12 protein-coding genes, 1 tRNA gene and 1 riboswitch are annotated in these 13,427 nt (G+C 55.6%); of the genes, 9 read left to right on the forward strand and 4 right to left on the reverse strand.

Annotation, left to right across the window (positions count from 1 at the left end):
* Positions 1 to 354 precede the first annotated feature (354 nt).
* A tRNA-Trp gene (locus ABT56_RS04490) sits at positions 355 to 431 on the forward strand.
* A gap of 269 nt (positions 432 to 700) precedes the next feature.
* Here ABT56_RS04490 and crcB read toward each other — a convergent pair.
* Positions 701 to 1,084 (reverse strand): fluoride efflux transporter CrcB, encoded by a 384-nt coding sequence (gene crcB, locus ABT56_RS04495; RefSeq protein WP_047877675.1) that lies wholly within the window; start codon positions 1,082 to 1,084, stop codon positions 701 to 703.
* A gap of 189 nt (positions 1,085 to 1,273) precedes the next feature.
* Between crcB and ABT56_RS04500 the strand changes: the two genes are divergently transcribed.
* The 7 genes from ABT56_RS04500 to thiH all read left to right on the forward strand — a co-directional run bounded on the left by ABT56_RS04500 (position 1,274) and on the right by thiH (position 8,017).
* Positions 1,274 to 1,696 (forward strand): universal stress protein, encoded by a 423-nt coding sequence (locus ABT56_RS04500; RefSeq protein WP_047877676.1) that lies wholly within the window; start codon positions 1,274 to 1,276, stop codon positions 1,694 to 1,696.
* A 63-nt stretch (positions 1,697 to 1,759) separates the two neighbouring features.
* A riboswitch (TPP riboswitch) is annotated at positions 1,760 to 1,857 on the forward strand.
* Positions 1,858 to 1,983: 126 nt separating this feature from the next.
* Complete coding sequence (thiC, locus tag ABT56_RS04505) at positions 1,984 to 3,906, forward strand: phosphomethylpyrimidine synthase ThiC (protein ID WP_047877677.1); 1,923 nt, start codon at positions 1,984 to 1,986, stop codon at positions 3,904 to 3,906.
* Entirely contained in the window at positions 3,903 to 5,147 is a 1,245-nt protein-coding gene (gene thiE / locus ABT56_RS04510) for a thiamine phosphate synthase (RefSeq protein WP_047877678.1), read from the forward strand. The genes thiC and thiE overlap by 4 nt, the downstream gene beginning before the upstream one ends.
* A complete protein-coding gene (locus tag ABT56_RS04515) occupies positions 5,140 to 5,895 on the forward strand; it encodes a HesA/MoeB/ThiF family protein (RefSeq protein ID WP_047877679.1) in 756 nt (251 codons plus the stop codon). The genes thiE and ABT56_RS04515 overlap by 8 nt, the downstream gene beginning before the upstream one ends.
* 7 nt (positions 5,896 to 5,902) lie before the next feature.
* Positions 5,903 to 6,121 carry a sulfur carrier protein ThiS gene (gene thiS / locus ABT56_RS04520; protein WP_053062378.1) on the forward strand — a complete coding sequence of 73 codons (219 nt, stop codon included), beginning with the start codon at positions 5,903 to 5,905 and terminating at the stop codon, positions 6,119 to 6,121.
* Positions 6,122 to 6,892 carry a thiazole synthase gene (locus tag ABT56_RS04525; protein ID WP_047877680.1) on the forward strand — a complete coding sequence of 257 codons (771 nt, stop codon included), beginning with the start codon at positions 6,122 to 6,124 and terminating at the stop codon, positions 6,890 to 6,892. It begins immediately after the preceding gene.
* A gap of 9 nt (positions 6,893 to 6,901) precedes the next feature.
* Positions 6,902 to 8,017, forward strand: a complete 1,116-nt coding sequence (thiH, locus tag ABT56_RS04530) for a 2-iminoacetate synthase ThiH (RefSeq protein ID WP_047877681.1) — start codon at positions 6,902 to 6,904, stop codon at positions 8,015 to 8,017.
* A gap of 59 nt (positions 8,018 to 8,076) precedes the next feature.
* Here the strand turns inward: thiH and ABT56_RS04535 are convergent, their stop codons facing one another.
* Positions 8,077 to 9,864, reverse strand: coding sequence for an aminopeptidase P family protein (locus ABT56_RS04535; protein ID WP_047877682.1), 1,788 nt, complete (start codon positions 9,862 to 9,864; stop codon positions 8,077 to 8,079).
* A 24-nt stretch (positions 9,865 to 9,888) separates the two neighbouring features.
* A complete protein-coding gene (locus tag ABT56_RS04540) occupies positions 9,889 to 10,860 on the reverse strand; it encodes a LysR family transcriptional regulator (protein ID WP_420835118.1) in 972 nt (323 codons plus the stop codon).
* A gap of 152 nt (positions 10,861 to 11,012) precedes the next feature.
* Here ABT56_RS04540 and ABT56_RS04545 point away from each other — a divergent pair, with 152 nt between their 5' ends.
* Positions 11,013 to 12,209 carry a multidrug effflux MFS transporter gene (locus ABT56_RS04545; RefSeq protein ID WP_047877684.1) on the forward strand — a complete coding sequence of 399 codons (1,197 nt, stop codon included), beginning with the start codon at positions 11,013 to 11,015 and terminating at the stop codon, positions 12,207 to 12,209.
* A gap of 144 nt (positions 12,210 to 12,353) precedes the next feature.
* Here the strand turns inward: ABT56_RS04545 and ABT56_RS04550 are convergent, their stop codons facing one another.
* The gene (locus ABT56_RS04550; RefSeq protein WP_047877685.1) at positions 12,354 to 13,253 is read right to left on the reverse strand and encodes a DMT family transporter; all 900 of its coding nucleotides are present in this window, start codon (positions 13,251 to 13,253) and stop codon (positions 12,354 to 12,356) included.
* Positions 13,254 to 13,427: the final 174 nt, after the last annotated feature.

A 13,427-nucleotide genomic window follows, 5' to 3' on the forward strand; every position in this document is an offset into this window, starting at 1 on the left:
CGAATCTCTGGAATGCCAGCTCAGTCCCCCCCCTACCTCCTTCAAGGCTCTAGACTAGGCGTCCCCGAAGAAATGCTGGAGCCTTTTTCGTTTATATCGAAAACAGAGCCGCAGATTCCGCCACACCGAAAATCAGCGCGTGTTGGAAGCTTGTGCGCCAGCCCTGTCCAACCCTGCCATCTTTAAGTAGGCATCCCCGAAGAAATGCAGCGGGGAAATCATATTGTTGTTATATCGAGCTATTATCGATGAATACAGCAATGTATTTGATGGCATTATTTTAGCTAAGAGTGTGATTAGCCTCAGGAAAATACCGTTGCTTTTATTGGCCAAGCCAGTAGAATGAGTGCTTATAGGGGTGTAGCTCCAATTGGCAGAGCAGCGGATTCCAAATCCGCGTGTTGGGAGTTCGAATCTCTCCACCCCTGCCATCTTCAAGGCTCTAGCAGAAATGCTGGAGCCTTTTTCGTTTCTGATATTTGTAAAACTGACCTTGCTAGCAGGTACAACGCAGCTCCTGGGCAACCGTGATCATGAGGATACGAGAGCCTTAGCGATGATTGGATTTTTGACTGTTTTCGTTGAAAAGTGCGCTGAGTTTTGTGGTGGATTGCATGAGGAAGGTTGCTTGGTAGCCTGTTATAAGAAAAAGCCCCCAACCAAGGTGGGGAGCTTTTCCTTATGCGGTAACAGTGTATGGTTAGCTTTTCATCATGAGTTGGTAGCCGATGAAGCAAGCTGCGACACTGACGATAACGTTGAGTAAAATATTTACCCCTGCTTTTAGAAATTCGCCTTGTTGCATCAAAATGACGTTATCCATTGAGAATGTCGAGAACGTAGTGAGTGCCCCGAGAAATCCTAATCCGATAAGCGGGCGTGCTGGAACCGCTTCAATCATTCCCTGGTTCAGGGCAGACATGAGCAGTCCCATAATCATTGAGCCTATTACGTTAACGACTAGCGTGCCGTAGGGAAAGCCTCGTCCGAACAGGGACACACAAAACTCAGATATGAGGTAGCGGGAGCAAGCACCAAACGCCCCGCCAAGGGCGATAAGCCCCAGAAACATTAATTGACTCATTGTTATCTCAAGTGCTGATATAAATTATTGCCATACTAATACCATGTTATGGCTGCCATGAGCATTTTTCCTGCCTCCTAAAAACGCAATCATTGATTTAGCGGTAAGTACTGCTGCAGTTTTGGTATAGGCTGTGTGTAGATATAGCAGAAAATTGGCACATTGATGAGTCGATAGGAGAATTGAGAGATGGCGCTCTACCAAACGATACTATTGGCCGTAGATCCTACAGACAATGAGGCTCACCGGTTAATGGTAAAAGCTGCCGTTATTGCTGAGCAGAACAATGCCGAATTGCACTTGGCGTTTGTTGAACCGGGTATGGGCAATGTTAGTTTTGCCGATGCCGAATTAGGGATTGAAGAAGCTCATAACGAGCTTGAACAGCGAAGAATGGAGCAGCTGAGGGGGTTAGCTGATACGTCACCTTATAAAGTTAGGGCTATTCATATGGCCAATGGCGATGTGGTTAAGCATCTTGTCTTCTTGGCTGATAAGGTAGGGGCTAATCTGGTGGTGACCGGACATCGACGATCTGGGATCCATTGGTTCAAGGATATTAGCAGAGCCTTAGCTGATGAATTGGATTGCGATGTGTTGATTTGCCAGTAATTGGGGATTGTTATCTAATTGTTGTCGCTGGGTTGCTGTGAACGCCAGAGTTCCTTATACTCGCTGTACTTGTCGGAGTGCCATCTGGCTGAGACCGCATTGCGGGATCCGTTGAACCTGATCAGGCTAATACCTGCGAAGGGAACAAGAGATAATCATCTGTATCGCTGCTCGTTTGGGCAGTAGTTCCTTCAGAATGTAAGCTATACACCCTACGTGTAGCCTCTTGTTTACGCACCCATCCGCCAAGCAACTTTCCCGATTAAGAAGACGAAAAGGAAATTGCTATGACGAATCGCAAGCAAGCGAGACTGGAAGCGAAACAATTTATCGATTCACTGACCACACAAGCCTATCCCAATTCGCGTAAGGTGTATGTCGCCGGTAGCCGGAGTGATATTCGCGTACCGATGCGTGAGGTATCGTTATCTGACAGCCTTGTGGGGGGTACCAAAGAAACGCCTGTTTTTGAGCCCAATGAGCCCGTTCGTGTTTATGATACCTCTGGTTATTATACCGATCCTGATCATCAACTGGATATTTATAGCGGTCTGCCAAAGCTTCGTGAGAAGTGGATCGTTGAACGAGCGGATTGTGATGTCCTTAGCGAGTTGAGTTCCCGCTACGCCAAAGAGAGATTGGCGGATGGTACGCTTGATGAACTTCGCTTTGGTCAGCCGGGAAGTGTTCGGCGTGCTAAACGCGGGGCCAAAGTCACCCAACTCCATTATGCTAGGCGCGGTATTGTGACCCCTGAGATGGAGTTCATTGCCATCCGCGAGAATATGGGGCGCGCTCAGTATCGTGATCAGACTCTTTCCCAGCAGCATCCCGGTATAGCGTTCGGGGCCAACCTTCCATCTGAAATAACCCCAGAGTTTGTCCGCAAAGAAGTGGCCGAAGGCCGTGCGATCATTCCTTCCAATATCAACCATCCCGAGTCGGAACCAATGATCATCGGGCGAAACTTTCTGGTTAAGGTCAATGCCAATATCGGCAATTCCTCGGTAAGTTCGTCCATTGAGGAGGAAGTGGAGAAACTGGTGTGGTCGACCCGTTGGGGAGGCGACACGGTGATGGATCTCTCTACTGGGCGCAATATTCATGAAACCCGGGAGTGGATTATCCGCAATAGCCCTGTGCCTATCGGCACGGTCCCTATGTATCAGGCGTTGGAGAAGGTGAACGGTATCGCCGAGAACCTCAACTGGGAAGTCTTTCGCGATACCTTGCTTGAACAAGCTGAGCAGGGCGTCGACTATTTTACAATCCATGCCGGTGTCTTGCTGCGTTATGTCCCTCTTACGGCAAAGCGGGTCACGGGGATTGTCTCTCGGGGCGGATCGATAATGGCGAAATGGTGCCTGGCCCATCATCAAGAGAGCTTTCTCTATGAGCACTTCCGTGAGATCTGTGAAATTTGTGCCCAGTACGATGTTGCGTTGTCGCTTGGTGACGGCCTGCGGCCGGGATCGGTGGCAGATGCCAATGACGAGGCGCAATTCAGTGAATTGCGAACGCTTGGTGAGTTGACCAAGATTGCATGGGAATACGATGTCCAAGTCATGATAGAAGGCCCGGGTCATGTGCCGATGCATATGATTAAGGAGAATATGGATGAACAGCTCAAGCATTGCCATGAAGCCCCGTTTTATACATTAGGCCCGCTGACAACGGATATTGCTCCTGGCTACGATCATATTACTTCCGGTATCGGTGCGGCAATGATTGGCTGGTATGGCTGTGCCATGCTGTGCTACGTCACCCCGAAAGAACATCTTGGCCTACCGAACAAAGAGGACGTAAAGGTGGGGCTGATCACGTACAAGCTGTGTGCCCATGCGGCAGACTTGGCCAAGGGCCATCCCGGTGCACAGGTTAGGGACAATGCCCTGTCTAAGGCTCGGTTTGAGTTTCGCTGGGAAGACCAGTTCAATTTGGCACTGGATCCGGAAACCGCGAAGGCCTATCACGATGAGACCCTGCCGCAGGAATCCGGCAAGGTGGCCCATTTTTGCTCGATGTGCGGACCAAAGTTCTGCTCAATGAAAATATCACAGGAAGTCCGCGATTACGCCAAGGGCCTAGAGCAGGAAGCGATAGAGATCCAATTGCTTGATGATCCGCTGGCAGGGATGCAGCAAAAAGCAGAGGAGTTTCGTGCCCTGGGCAGCGAGCTTTACCATCCCATAGGAGAGGACAGCAAATGAACACCTTGTGTTTACCCGATCACCTAACCCCGCTACTGATGCATATTGAGCCTTTGCTGGCGGCAGCTGATCAATTTCAGCTTGGCGAGCCAGTCAGTGTCGGGTGGAGTGATTCGGCAGTGGTAAACATTTCCCGTAACGGGCAGGCGTTGAGCGTAGCGTTTAACGCTTTGCAGCAGGACGTGGATTTTGATATTCGCGATCAATGGCTAGCTCCATATCCATCGGTTAGTGAGGTGCAGCAGCAGGTTGCTGCGAATCCTTCATTGGTTGTATGCGGATTGCCGACCGAGCAAGGTTGTATCGATATCTGGCATCACCAAGGTGTCGCCAGAGCGACCTATTGCCATCATGCTGGTAGTAGCGAAGCCCAGCGAGCTATGCTGCTGGTTGCACTCGCTTTGGATTTTCCGCTCGAAGATGGCGTGACCTTGGCTCGTGCCTATGCCAGAAGCTACTTGGAAAGCCATACCAATGGTTATGGCGATATAGGCTGGCCGACCGAGCCGCGCCTGTTTCCCCGGGCGCTGACAGCAAACCATCCGGAAGCCGTAGAGCTGGGGTGGGTGGAGAGAGGAAGGGTTCTCGCACCGTTCTCACCGGTCGAGGCCGATAAGTTGGCCTTGTACCCGGTGGTTGATAGTGCCCGCTGGGTCGAGCGGTTGCTGGATTTGGGTGTGAAGACGGTTCAGTTGCGGATTAAAGATCCCAATGCCTCGGCATTGGCTGAACAGATAGCCCAGGTTGTTGCCGTCGGTCGGAAGGACGATGCACAGGTTTTTGTGAATGACCATTGGCAGCTGGCGATTGAGCATGCGGCATTCGGGGTGCACCTTGGGCAGGAGGATCTGGATACCGCCGATTTGGCCGCGATTCAGGGAGCCGGGTTGAGACTGGGACTGTCGACCCACGGTTATTACGAGATCCTAAGGGCAGCAGAGTACCATCCTAGCTATATCGCCCTTGGTCATATATTCCCTACCACGACCAAGGAGATGCCCTCAAAACCACAGGGCCTTAACCGGCTCGCGCTGTACCAGAAACTTATTGGCTCAAGCTACCCGACCGTGGCGATTGGCGGGATCGACCTGGCCCGTGCCGAGCGCGTTTGGCGAACCGGCGTCAGCAGCGTGGCAGTGGTTAGGGCCGTGACAGAAGCGGAAGACCCGGGCGAGGCCGTTGCGGCATTTGCCAGAATCTTGATCAGGCCGGAAAGCGGTCAGGGGGATGCGGATGCTTGATGATCAGGTATTTGTCCGATACAGCCGCCAGATCATGCTGCCGGAGATCGGCGAGGTGGGTCAGGAGGCTATCGGTCAAGCCCGTGTGTTGCTGGTCGGGGCGGGAGGGCTCGGCTCGGCGGCCGCCCTCTATCTTGCCGGAGCTGGTGTCGGCACCATTGTCATTGCCGATGATGATGTTCTGGAAGGCTCTAATCTCCAGCGGCAGGTGCTGTATCGGCAGCATGACGAGGGGCTTAACAAGGCCGGTCAGGCCGCGGCCCAGCTGCGCTCACTCAACCCCCATATACGTATCAGGCCCGTCAACGCAAGGTTGTTGGGGGAGAGGCTTGCCTTGGAAGTTGCGCAGGCCGATGTGGTGCTGGATTGTTCGGATAACCTGCCGACCCGCTATGCGGTGAACCATGCCTGTTACCAAGCTGGCAAGCCTCTGGTTAGCGGAGCGGCGATCCGCTGGCAGGGGCAGCTGATGGTTTTTGGTTTCCATAACGGTCAAGGGCCTTGCTACCACTGCCTGTTCCCCGAGCCGGAGGCCAATGAGCCGGGCGGCTGCAGCCAGAACGGTATTGCCGGGCCGGTCGTGGGCATTATCGGTACCATGCAGGCTCTGGAAGCGCTCAAAATTATCTGTGGGGCTGGTTCGGTTGGGCTGGGCTGCCTGAGGCAGTTCGATGGCCTGACAATGCAATGGCATACCTTCAGGATAAGCCACGATATCAGCTGCCCAGTTTGTGGCCAAGGAGAATAACGCTACGATGACGACACACCAAGATATTCAAATAGTGGTCAATGACAAGCCGCTTACCGTTGCGGGTGGCACTCATCTGGCCGGCTTGCTGGCTCTGCTGGAGATGCCTCTGGCCGCCACGGCCGTCGCGCTCAATGAAGATATTGTTGCCCGCGGCAACTGGGAAGACACCGTTTTGAATGACGGTGACCGTATTGCACTGTTCCAAGCGATTGCCGGAGGCTAAATGCTAACCATTGCAGACAAGACTTTTTCGTCACGGCTATTTACCGGAACCGGTAAATACGCCAATCGCCATATGATGGCCGACTCGATTATTGCATCGGGCTCAGAGCTGGTGACGATGGCCCTTAAGCGGGTGGATATAGATAACCGGGATGATGACATCTTGGCGCCTCTGATAGGGGCGGGTGTCAACCTGTTGCCCAATACGTCCGGTGCCAAGACAGCTCGCGAGGCGGTTTTTGCCGCCAAATTGGCCCGTGAGGCCTTGGGGACCAATTGGCTCAAGCTGGAAATTCATCCTGATCCCAAATACCTGATGCCCGATCCCATCGAAACCTTGAACGCTGCCGAGCAGTTGGTCCGGGAGGGCTTCGTGGTGTTGCCGTATTGTCATGCCGATCCCGTCCTGTGCAAGCGGCTTGAGGAGGTCGGCTGTGCCGCGGTGATGCCGCTAGGGGCACCGATTGGTTCGAACAAAGGGCTGGCATCACGTGATTTTCTGGAGATTATCATCGATCAGGCCCGTGTTCCGGTTATTGTGGATGCTGGCATTGGTGCCCCTTCCCATGCCGCAGAGGCGATGGAGATGGGGGCTGATGCCGTACTGGTCAATACCGCAATGGCAGTGGCTGCAGATCCTGTCGCTATGGGGCGGGCATTCCGCTTGGCGGTTGAGGCGGGTCGGATGGCGTATGAAGCAGGGTTGGCCAGCCGGGCCAACCATGCTGTCGCATCGAGTCCGTTGACGGCTTTTCTAGACAGCGCTGGCTAAGGGGGCATGATGAGCTTTGTCGAGGTTTGGCAGCAGCTTGACTGGGATGCAGTCAAGCTGTCGATCTACAGCAAGGATACTGCCGATGTCGAACGCGCCCTGCGAAAACCGAAACGCGATCTGGAAGATTTTAAGGCACTGATTTCCCCTGCCGCTGAGCCCTACCTTGAGCAGATGGCTCGGCAGTCGGCTGCCCTGACTCGCCAGCGTTTTGGCCAAACAGTGTCTTTTTACGTGCCGCTTTATCTGTCCAATTTGTGCGCCAATGCCTGTACCTACTGTGGTTTTTCGATGGAGAACCGGATCCGGCGTCGAACGTTGGCAATGGACGAGGTGGAGCGCGAATGCGATGCCATTAAGTCGATGGGGTTCGACAATATCCTGCTGGTGACTGGGGAGCATGAACGCAAGGTCGGGATGGACTATTTTCGCCAGGCCCTGCCAGTGATCAAATCGCAGTTCAGTTACTTGGCGATGGAGGTTCAGCCGTTGGATCAAGACGAGTACGCCGAGCTGAAATCATTGGGGCTTGATGCCGTGATGGTGTACCAGGAAACCTACAGTGCACCGACCTATGCCCAGCATCATCTGCGCGGCAATAAGATGGATTTTGCTTATCGGCTTGAAACACCCGATCGGTTGGCCCGTGCCGGGATCGACAAAATAGGCATAGGCGCGCTGATTGGCCTGGAGGAGTGGCGGACAGACAGCTTCTTTGTGGCCGCGCATCTGGCGTATCTGGAGCGAACATACTGGCAGACCCGCTATTCGATCTCCTTTCCGCGCCTGCGCCCTTGTGAGGGTGGGTTGCAGCCAAAGTCTGTGATGAGCGACCGCCAACTGGTCCAGCTGATCTGTGCCTACCGCTTGCTCAACCCCGAGGTTGAGTTGTCGCTGTCGACCCGAGAGTCACCGCAGTTTCGAGATAATGTCTTGCCGTTGGGGATCACGACGATGTCGGCGGGCTCCAAGACCCAGCCCGGTGGTTATGCTGACGGCGGCGAGCCGGAACTCGAGCAGTTCGCGATTAGTGATGAGCGCGCAGTGGCTGAGGTTGCAGAGGCCGTGAGGTCGCGCGGACTGGAAGTGGTGTGGAAAGACTGGGATCGGGCCTATTCAGGCTGATCAGGTATGGGATGAAAGTGAAAACGCCCGCGGAGCGATGCTCTGCGGGCGTTTTTTTATTAGCGGCCTAGCGGGGCGGTTGCCTGCTGTAGCCATGCCAAATCGTCACCGTCCAGTGCTGGGCTGATCGCCGCGAACACTTTGTCATGGTAGGTGTTCAGCCAAGCCAGCTCACTGTCTGTCATCAAAGAGATTTCAATCAAGCGGCGGTCAATCGGCGCGCGGGTCAGCGATTCGAAGCCCAGTACGCTCATATCACCGTTGGTGCTCACCTCGACAACCTGCTCCAGGTTTTCGATCCGGATACCGAAGGCATCGGCGCGGTAGTAGCCAGGCTCGTTAGACAGCACCATGCCCGGCAGCAGTGCCGTTGGGTTGTAAACCTTGGCGATACGCTGCGGACCTTCGTGAACGCTGAGGAAGTGGCCGACGCCGTGGCCGGTGCCGTGATCGTAGTCGAACCCGTGTGCCCATAGGTGCTGGCGGGCAAGGGCATCCAGCTGCGAGCCTGTTGTGCCTTTCGGGAAACGGGCAGAAGCCAAGGCAATATGGCCCTTCAGGACCAAGGTGAAGGCCTGCTTGATCTCATCGCCCGGGGTACCGATCGCAATGGTGCGGGTGATATCCGTGGTGCCGTCCGGGTACTGGCCGCCTGAATCGACAAGGTAGACATTGTCCATTTCCAACACGCTAGGCGTTGGTTGTTTCAGGTGGTTGTAGTGACACATGGCGGCATTGGCACCTGCTGCAGAGATAGTATCAAAGCTGACATCGGTGCAGCTGCTGTCTTCGCTGCGGAAGGCCCATAGCTGGTCGGAAAGCGTCCCCTCGTCGAGCAGGTTGCCCTGTGCGACTTGGCGGTCAACCCAGGACAGGAATTTCGATACGGCAACACCATCGCGGATATGGCAGGCTTGCATACCAGCAAGCTCGGTGGCGTTTTTGGCCGCTTTGGGTAGCAGGCAAGGATCGGCTGCCTCAATGAGGGTGGCGTTGGCCGCACGCAGGACCTGGCTTGCCCAGGCATTGCTGGTGGCAGGGTCGACAAGTACGGTTTTGCCGCCGAGCTGCTGCAGGGTCGCCTCAAGGGCATCCGGCGCCTGGACGCGTACACCGGCGCCTACATGGCTGGCGAAGTCCGCAGGCAGGCGGGTCGGGTCGATAAAGAAGTCGACGCTCTCATCGGCATGGATAATAGCTGTCGATAGCAGGACCGGCAGGCTTGGTATGTCGCTGCCGCGGATATTTAGCAGCCATGCAATGCTGTCCAGCTGGGTCAGCAGCGCGGCAGCCGCTTTTTGCTTCTTCACGTTGGCAGCAATGTGCTGGCGCTTTTCCGCACAGCTTTGGCCGACGAACTCGATCCCCATTAGTTTGGCGTCGGACAGGGTAGGTGCCGGGCGGTCATGCCAGAACAGTTCGATAGGGTTTTCGTCGATACAAACCAACTCCAGTTCGCCGTTCACCATCTCGGAGTGGCGAGCGAGCCAGGCGCTGCTGTGAAGGCGGGCGTCAATGGCCACTTTGCTGCCGCGAGGCAGGTTCTCAAGCGCCCATTGCATTGGTGGTTCGTCAATCAGGTGGCGGTACTCGTAGATTTCGGCAGGAACCTGTTTGCGTACCTGCACCACATAACGCCCGTCGACAAACATCGCCGCGCTATCGCGCGCAATCACGGCCATGCCGGCCGAACCGGTGAAGCCGGTCGCCCAGTGCAGGCGCTCGTTGTGGTCGGGAATGTATTCACCGAGGTATTCATCCTCGTGGGGGATCAGGAGCGCATCGAGTTGCTGATCGGCCAGCCATTGGCGGATCTGCGCGACGCGTTGCGAGATTTCAGCTTGCATGGGGTTTCTTTTCCTTTCACTAAGTCACCGTCCCTGTGACGGTTTGGCGGGATTTCCTACGTTATCGCTTTTGCTGTCGGCCTGCAATTGGCCTGCAGACAAATCATGGCAGCCATGGATGATGATTTGGCGCAACCAGCTGTGCCCGAGATCTTTTTCCTGATGTTGATGCCAGAACAGGGTATAGGCCATAGGAGGAAGTGCTGATGGCAGCGGTAGCATCTCGAGTCCGAGTTGGCTGCTGATGTAACTGGCGAAGTGACTCGGTGCGGTGAAGACCAGATCGGTATGGGTACACAGGCTGGCGGCGCTGTTGAAATCCGGGACGTACATGGCGATGTCGCGGCACAGTCCGCGTTCGGCGAGCTTGAAGTCGAGCAGCCAGCGGTCGTTGTTGCCGCAGCGAACCTGAATATGGCGCTGGCGAAGGTAGCACTCTTCGTCCCAGCGTTGGCTGAGGACCGGGTGGCCTTGGCGGATCAGGCAGACTTGCGAATCGCGGCAGAGCTCGGTGGATCGGATCCCCTTGGGCGGCATCATGGTCATCATCGCATCCTGTGGGTTGAGATCCTTGCCGGTGATGCCGAAGTCGATTTCACCGCGGCCGAGTTTTTCGAATGTGTCCCCGTTCCAGGCTTGGGTGTCGAGGATGATATTCGGCCCCTTGGCAAAAATGTCGCCGAGGAAATGGGGCAGGAAGAGCGGATAGGCGCTTTCTACCAGTGCCATTTTGAAATGGCGGTGGCTGGTGGCAGGGACGAACTCGGCCGGCGCGGTGAGGTGGGCGATATCACGCAGTAACTGTTCGAGCTGTGGCTGTAGTGCTTGGGCCCTCGGGGTGGGCTTGAGGCCGTGGGCTGTGCGGGTGAATAGCGGATCGCTGAATTGTTCGCGTAATCGCCCGAGGCTCTTGCTGACGGCTGACTGGCTCAGGCAGAGGCGGTTGGCCGCTTGGGTGACGCTGCCTTCCTCGAGAAGGACAAACAGGCAGATCAAGAGGTTGAGGTCGAGACGGGAGAGTTTTTCCGGCAACACGGGAGCCTCGGTAGAGATATTCCAAATGGGAAATTAAGATTTGAATATATACCATTTCTATTCATATCTCTAACCACGTAGACTGCCGCTATCTCGATATAGGACACCTATTTATGCAAGTAACAACAACGGCAGGCCCGCGCCTGATCGCCTTGATGGTGGTGCTGGTCTTGTTCAGCCCCTTGGCCATTGATATTTATCTGCCGGCGTTCCCGGCCATCGCCGATACGTTTGCGGTCGACGTAACCCGGGTTCAGGATACCGTGACCTGGTTCATGTTCAGTCTGGGTCTTGGCCAGCTATTGGCCGGGCCGCTGGCCGATCGTTTTGGCCGCCGTCCTATCGCCTTGGGTGGCATTACCATCTACGGCCTGAGTGCCGCGTTGGCCTATACGGCCCAGTCGCTTGACCTGTTGCTGGTCGCACGCCTGCTGCAGGGGTTCGGTGCTTGTGCCACCTCGGTCGCGGCATTTGCTGCGGTGCGCGACAGTTTCGGCCCGGAGAAAAGCGGGCGGATGATCAGTTACCTCAACGGTGCGATCTGCTTTATTCCTGCTCTGGCCCCGCTGCTCGGGACATGGCTGACCCATGTATTCGGCTGGCGTTCTAATTTTAGCTTTATGGCAGGCTTTGCCATCGTCGCCGGTGCTCTGGTTCTGTGCCTGTTCCGCGAAACCCGCCCGGCCAATACTGATGTTTCCGGCTCGGCGATCAGCCTGTCGCGCTATCTGTCGGTACTGCGCGAGCCGATGTTCCTGTTCCACGCGACCCTGTGCATGCTGTCGATGTCAGTGATTTTGGCTTATGTCACCTCAGCCCCGGTCTGGCTGATGATGGAGCTGGGTCAGGATATGAACCAGTTTACGGTGTGGTTCGGGATCAATGCCGGCCTCAACATTATTGCCTGCATGGTGGCCCCTCGGTTCATTGACCGCTTTGGCACCCGCAAGACACTCAATACCGGTTTGTTGATCTTAGTGGTGGCTGGTGGCGCGATGCTGGTGATGAGCCACCTACATCAGGCATGGGCCTTCATGCTGCCGATTTTTGCCTCGTCGTTCGGCTTTGCCTTTGTGCTGGGCTCGGCGGCCGGCAAGGCTCTGGCACCATTCGGTGACCGGGCGGGTACGGCAGCGGCATTGTTGGGGCTGTTCCAGATGAGTGGTGCAGGGGCCTTGGTGAGCCTGACCCAGCGCCTGGATCTGACGCCGCCAAACCTGATGGTGCTGCAAATGTGGTTGTTGGTTCCGGGGCTGCTGCTGCTCTGGTCACGTTACGGCAAGCGCTGGCACGCACCGGCAACCGCCTGATTAGTTTTTAGGTTCTCGACATAATAAGACGCCGTCCCTTTCAAGGCGCAGGGTCTCGACAACCCATGATTCACTGCTTGTTTGCCTGCCACTGACGTGGCAGGCTTTTTTTTGCCCGTTATTTGCGTGGTAATGGATATGTCTCTAGGTCGCATTTTGGGTCGTGCTGGCCTTGCCTTTCCATTGCTGGACGACCAGACCGCAGATGATCAGTACCAGCCCGACCAAAGTCGACGGCTGGATCGTCTCGCCGATAATCGTGGCCAGCAGGAGCAGTGAGATAAACGGTGAGATGAAGATCAGGTTGCTGATGCGGGCGGTATTTCGGGTCAGCTTGAGGGCGTTGATCCACAGGACGAAGGTGATCCCCATCTCGAACAAGCCCACATAACTGACGGCGGCCCAGCCCTGCCAGGGAATCGAGCCCCACCCGCCTTGGTAGATACTCAGACCGATCGAGAAAGGCAGGGAGATAAGAAAGCCCAGTAGTACCCCGAGAACCGGGTCGGCTTGGTTCTTGGTATTGAGGATCCAGTACATCGCCCATAGCAGGGTGGAGAGCAGGGCCAGTGCGACCCCGGTCGGGTTGTCGAACTGCAGGGCCATGACATTGCCCTTGGTGGCGATCACGACCACGCCGAGGTAGCCAAGCAGGCAGGCCGCCCAGTCCTGCTTGCGGATGGTCTGGCCGAGGAAGACGGCCGCCATCAGGGTCAGGGTGATGGCCCAACTGTAGTTGAGCGGCTGGGCCTGCGATGCAGGCAGCAGATCATAAGCCTTGAACAGGACCAGATAATAGGCCAGCGGGTTGATAAGACCGAGCAGGAGGTAATACAGCGGCCGCTTGAGGAAGGTACGGCCAAGCAGATGGATCTTGCCTTGGAGGGCGGCGATGACCATCAAGGCGGCGGCCGATACCACGCTGGCGGCAGCGAGCATCTGGGTTGGGGTAAAATAATCGAGGGTTATTTTAAAGGCGGTAGCGACGGTCGACCACAGCAGGACGGCTGCCAGCCCGTAGCCGAGCGCATGACGTTCGTTCATTGTTCATCCATAAATCAAAGGCTGTCGGCAGGACAGCAGGTCAGGGGAGTCAGTGTAAGCGATTACAGTATCACCAACTAGCTTATCGATAGGGGGTGATGCGGATTTTGCTGGCGTGATCTTACCCTTGATGCGGGTCTGGACATTTATCAAGTGCCGACATAGCCTTGGTGT

Origin of the sequence: Photobacterium aquae (genome assembly GCF_001029445.1) — a bacterium.
In the GTDB taxonomy this organism is placed as follows: Bacteria; Pseudomonadota; Gammaproteobacteria; order Enterobacterales; family Vibrionaceae; genus Photobacterium; species Photobacterium aquae.

Coding starts and splice junctions, on each gene's coding strand:
- thiE (WP_047877678.1), top strand. CDS start 3,903: ATGAACACCTTGTGTTTACCCGATCACCTAACCCCGCTACTGATGCAT.
- ABT56_RS04515 (WP_047877679.1), top strand. CDS start 5,140: ATGCTTGATGATCAGGTATTTGTCCGATACAGCCGCCAGATCATGCTG.
- ABT56_RS04550 (WP_047877685.1), bottom strand. CDS start 13,253: ATGAACGAACGTCATGCGCTCGGCTACGGGCTGGCAGCCGTCCTGCTG.
- ABT56_RS04525 (WP_047877680.1), top strand. CDS start 6,122: ATGCTAACCATTGCAGACAAGACTTTTTCGTCACGGCTATTTACCGGA.
- thiC (WP_047877677.1), top strand. CDS start 1,984: ATGACGAATCGCAAGCAAGCGAGACTGGAAGCGAAACAATTTATCGAT.
- ABT56_RS04545 (WP_047877684.1), top strand. CDS start 11,013: ATGCAAGTAACAACAACGGCAGGCCCGCGCCTGATCGCCTTGATGGTG.
- ABT56_RS04535 (WP_047877682.1), bottom strand. CDS start 9,864: ATGCAAGCTGAAATCTCGCAACGCGTCGCGCAGATCCGCCAATGGCTG.
- crcB (WP_047877675.1), bottom strand. CDS start 1,084: ATGAGTCAATTAATGTTTCTGGGGCTTATCGCCCTTGGCGGGGCGTTT.
- thiH (WP_047877681.1), top strand. CDS start 6,902: ATGAGCTTTGTCGAGGTTTGGCAGCAGCTTGACTGGGATGCAGTCAAG.
- thiS (WP_053062378.1), top strand. CDS start 5,903: ATGACGACACACCAAGATATTCAAATAGTGGTCAATGACAAGCCGCTT.
- ABT56_RS04500 (WP_047877676.1), top strand. CDS start 1,274: ATGGCGCTCTACCAAACGATACTATTGGCCGTAGATCCTACAGACAAT.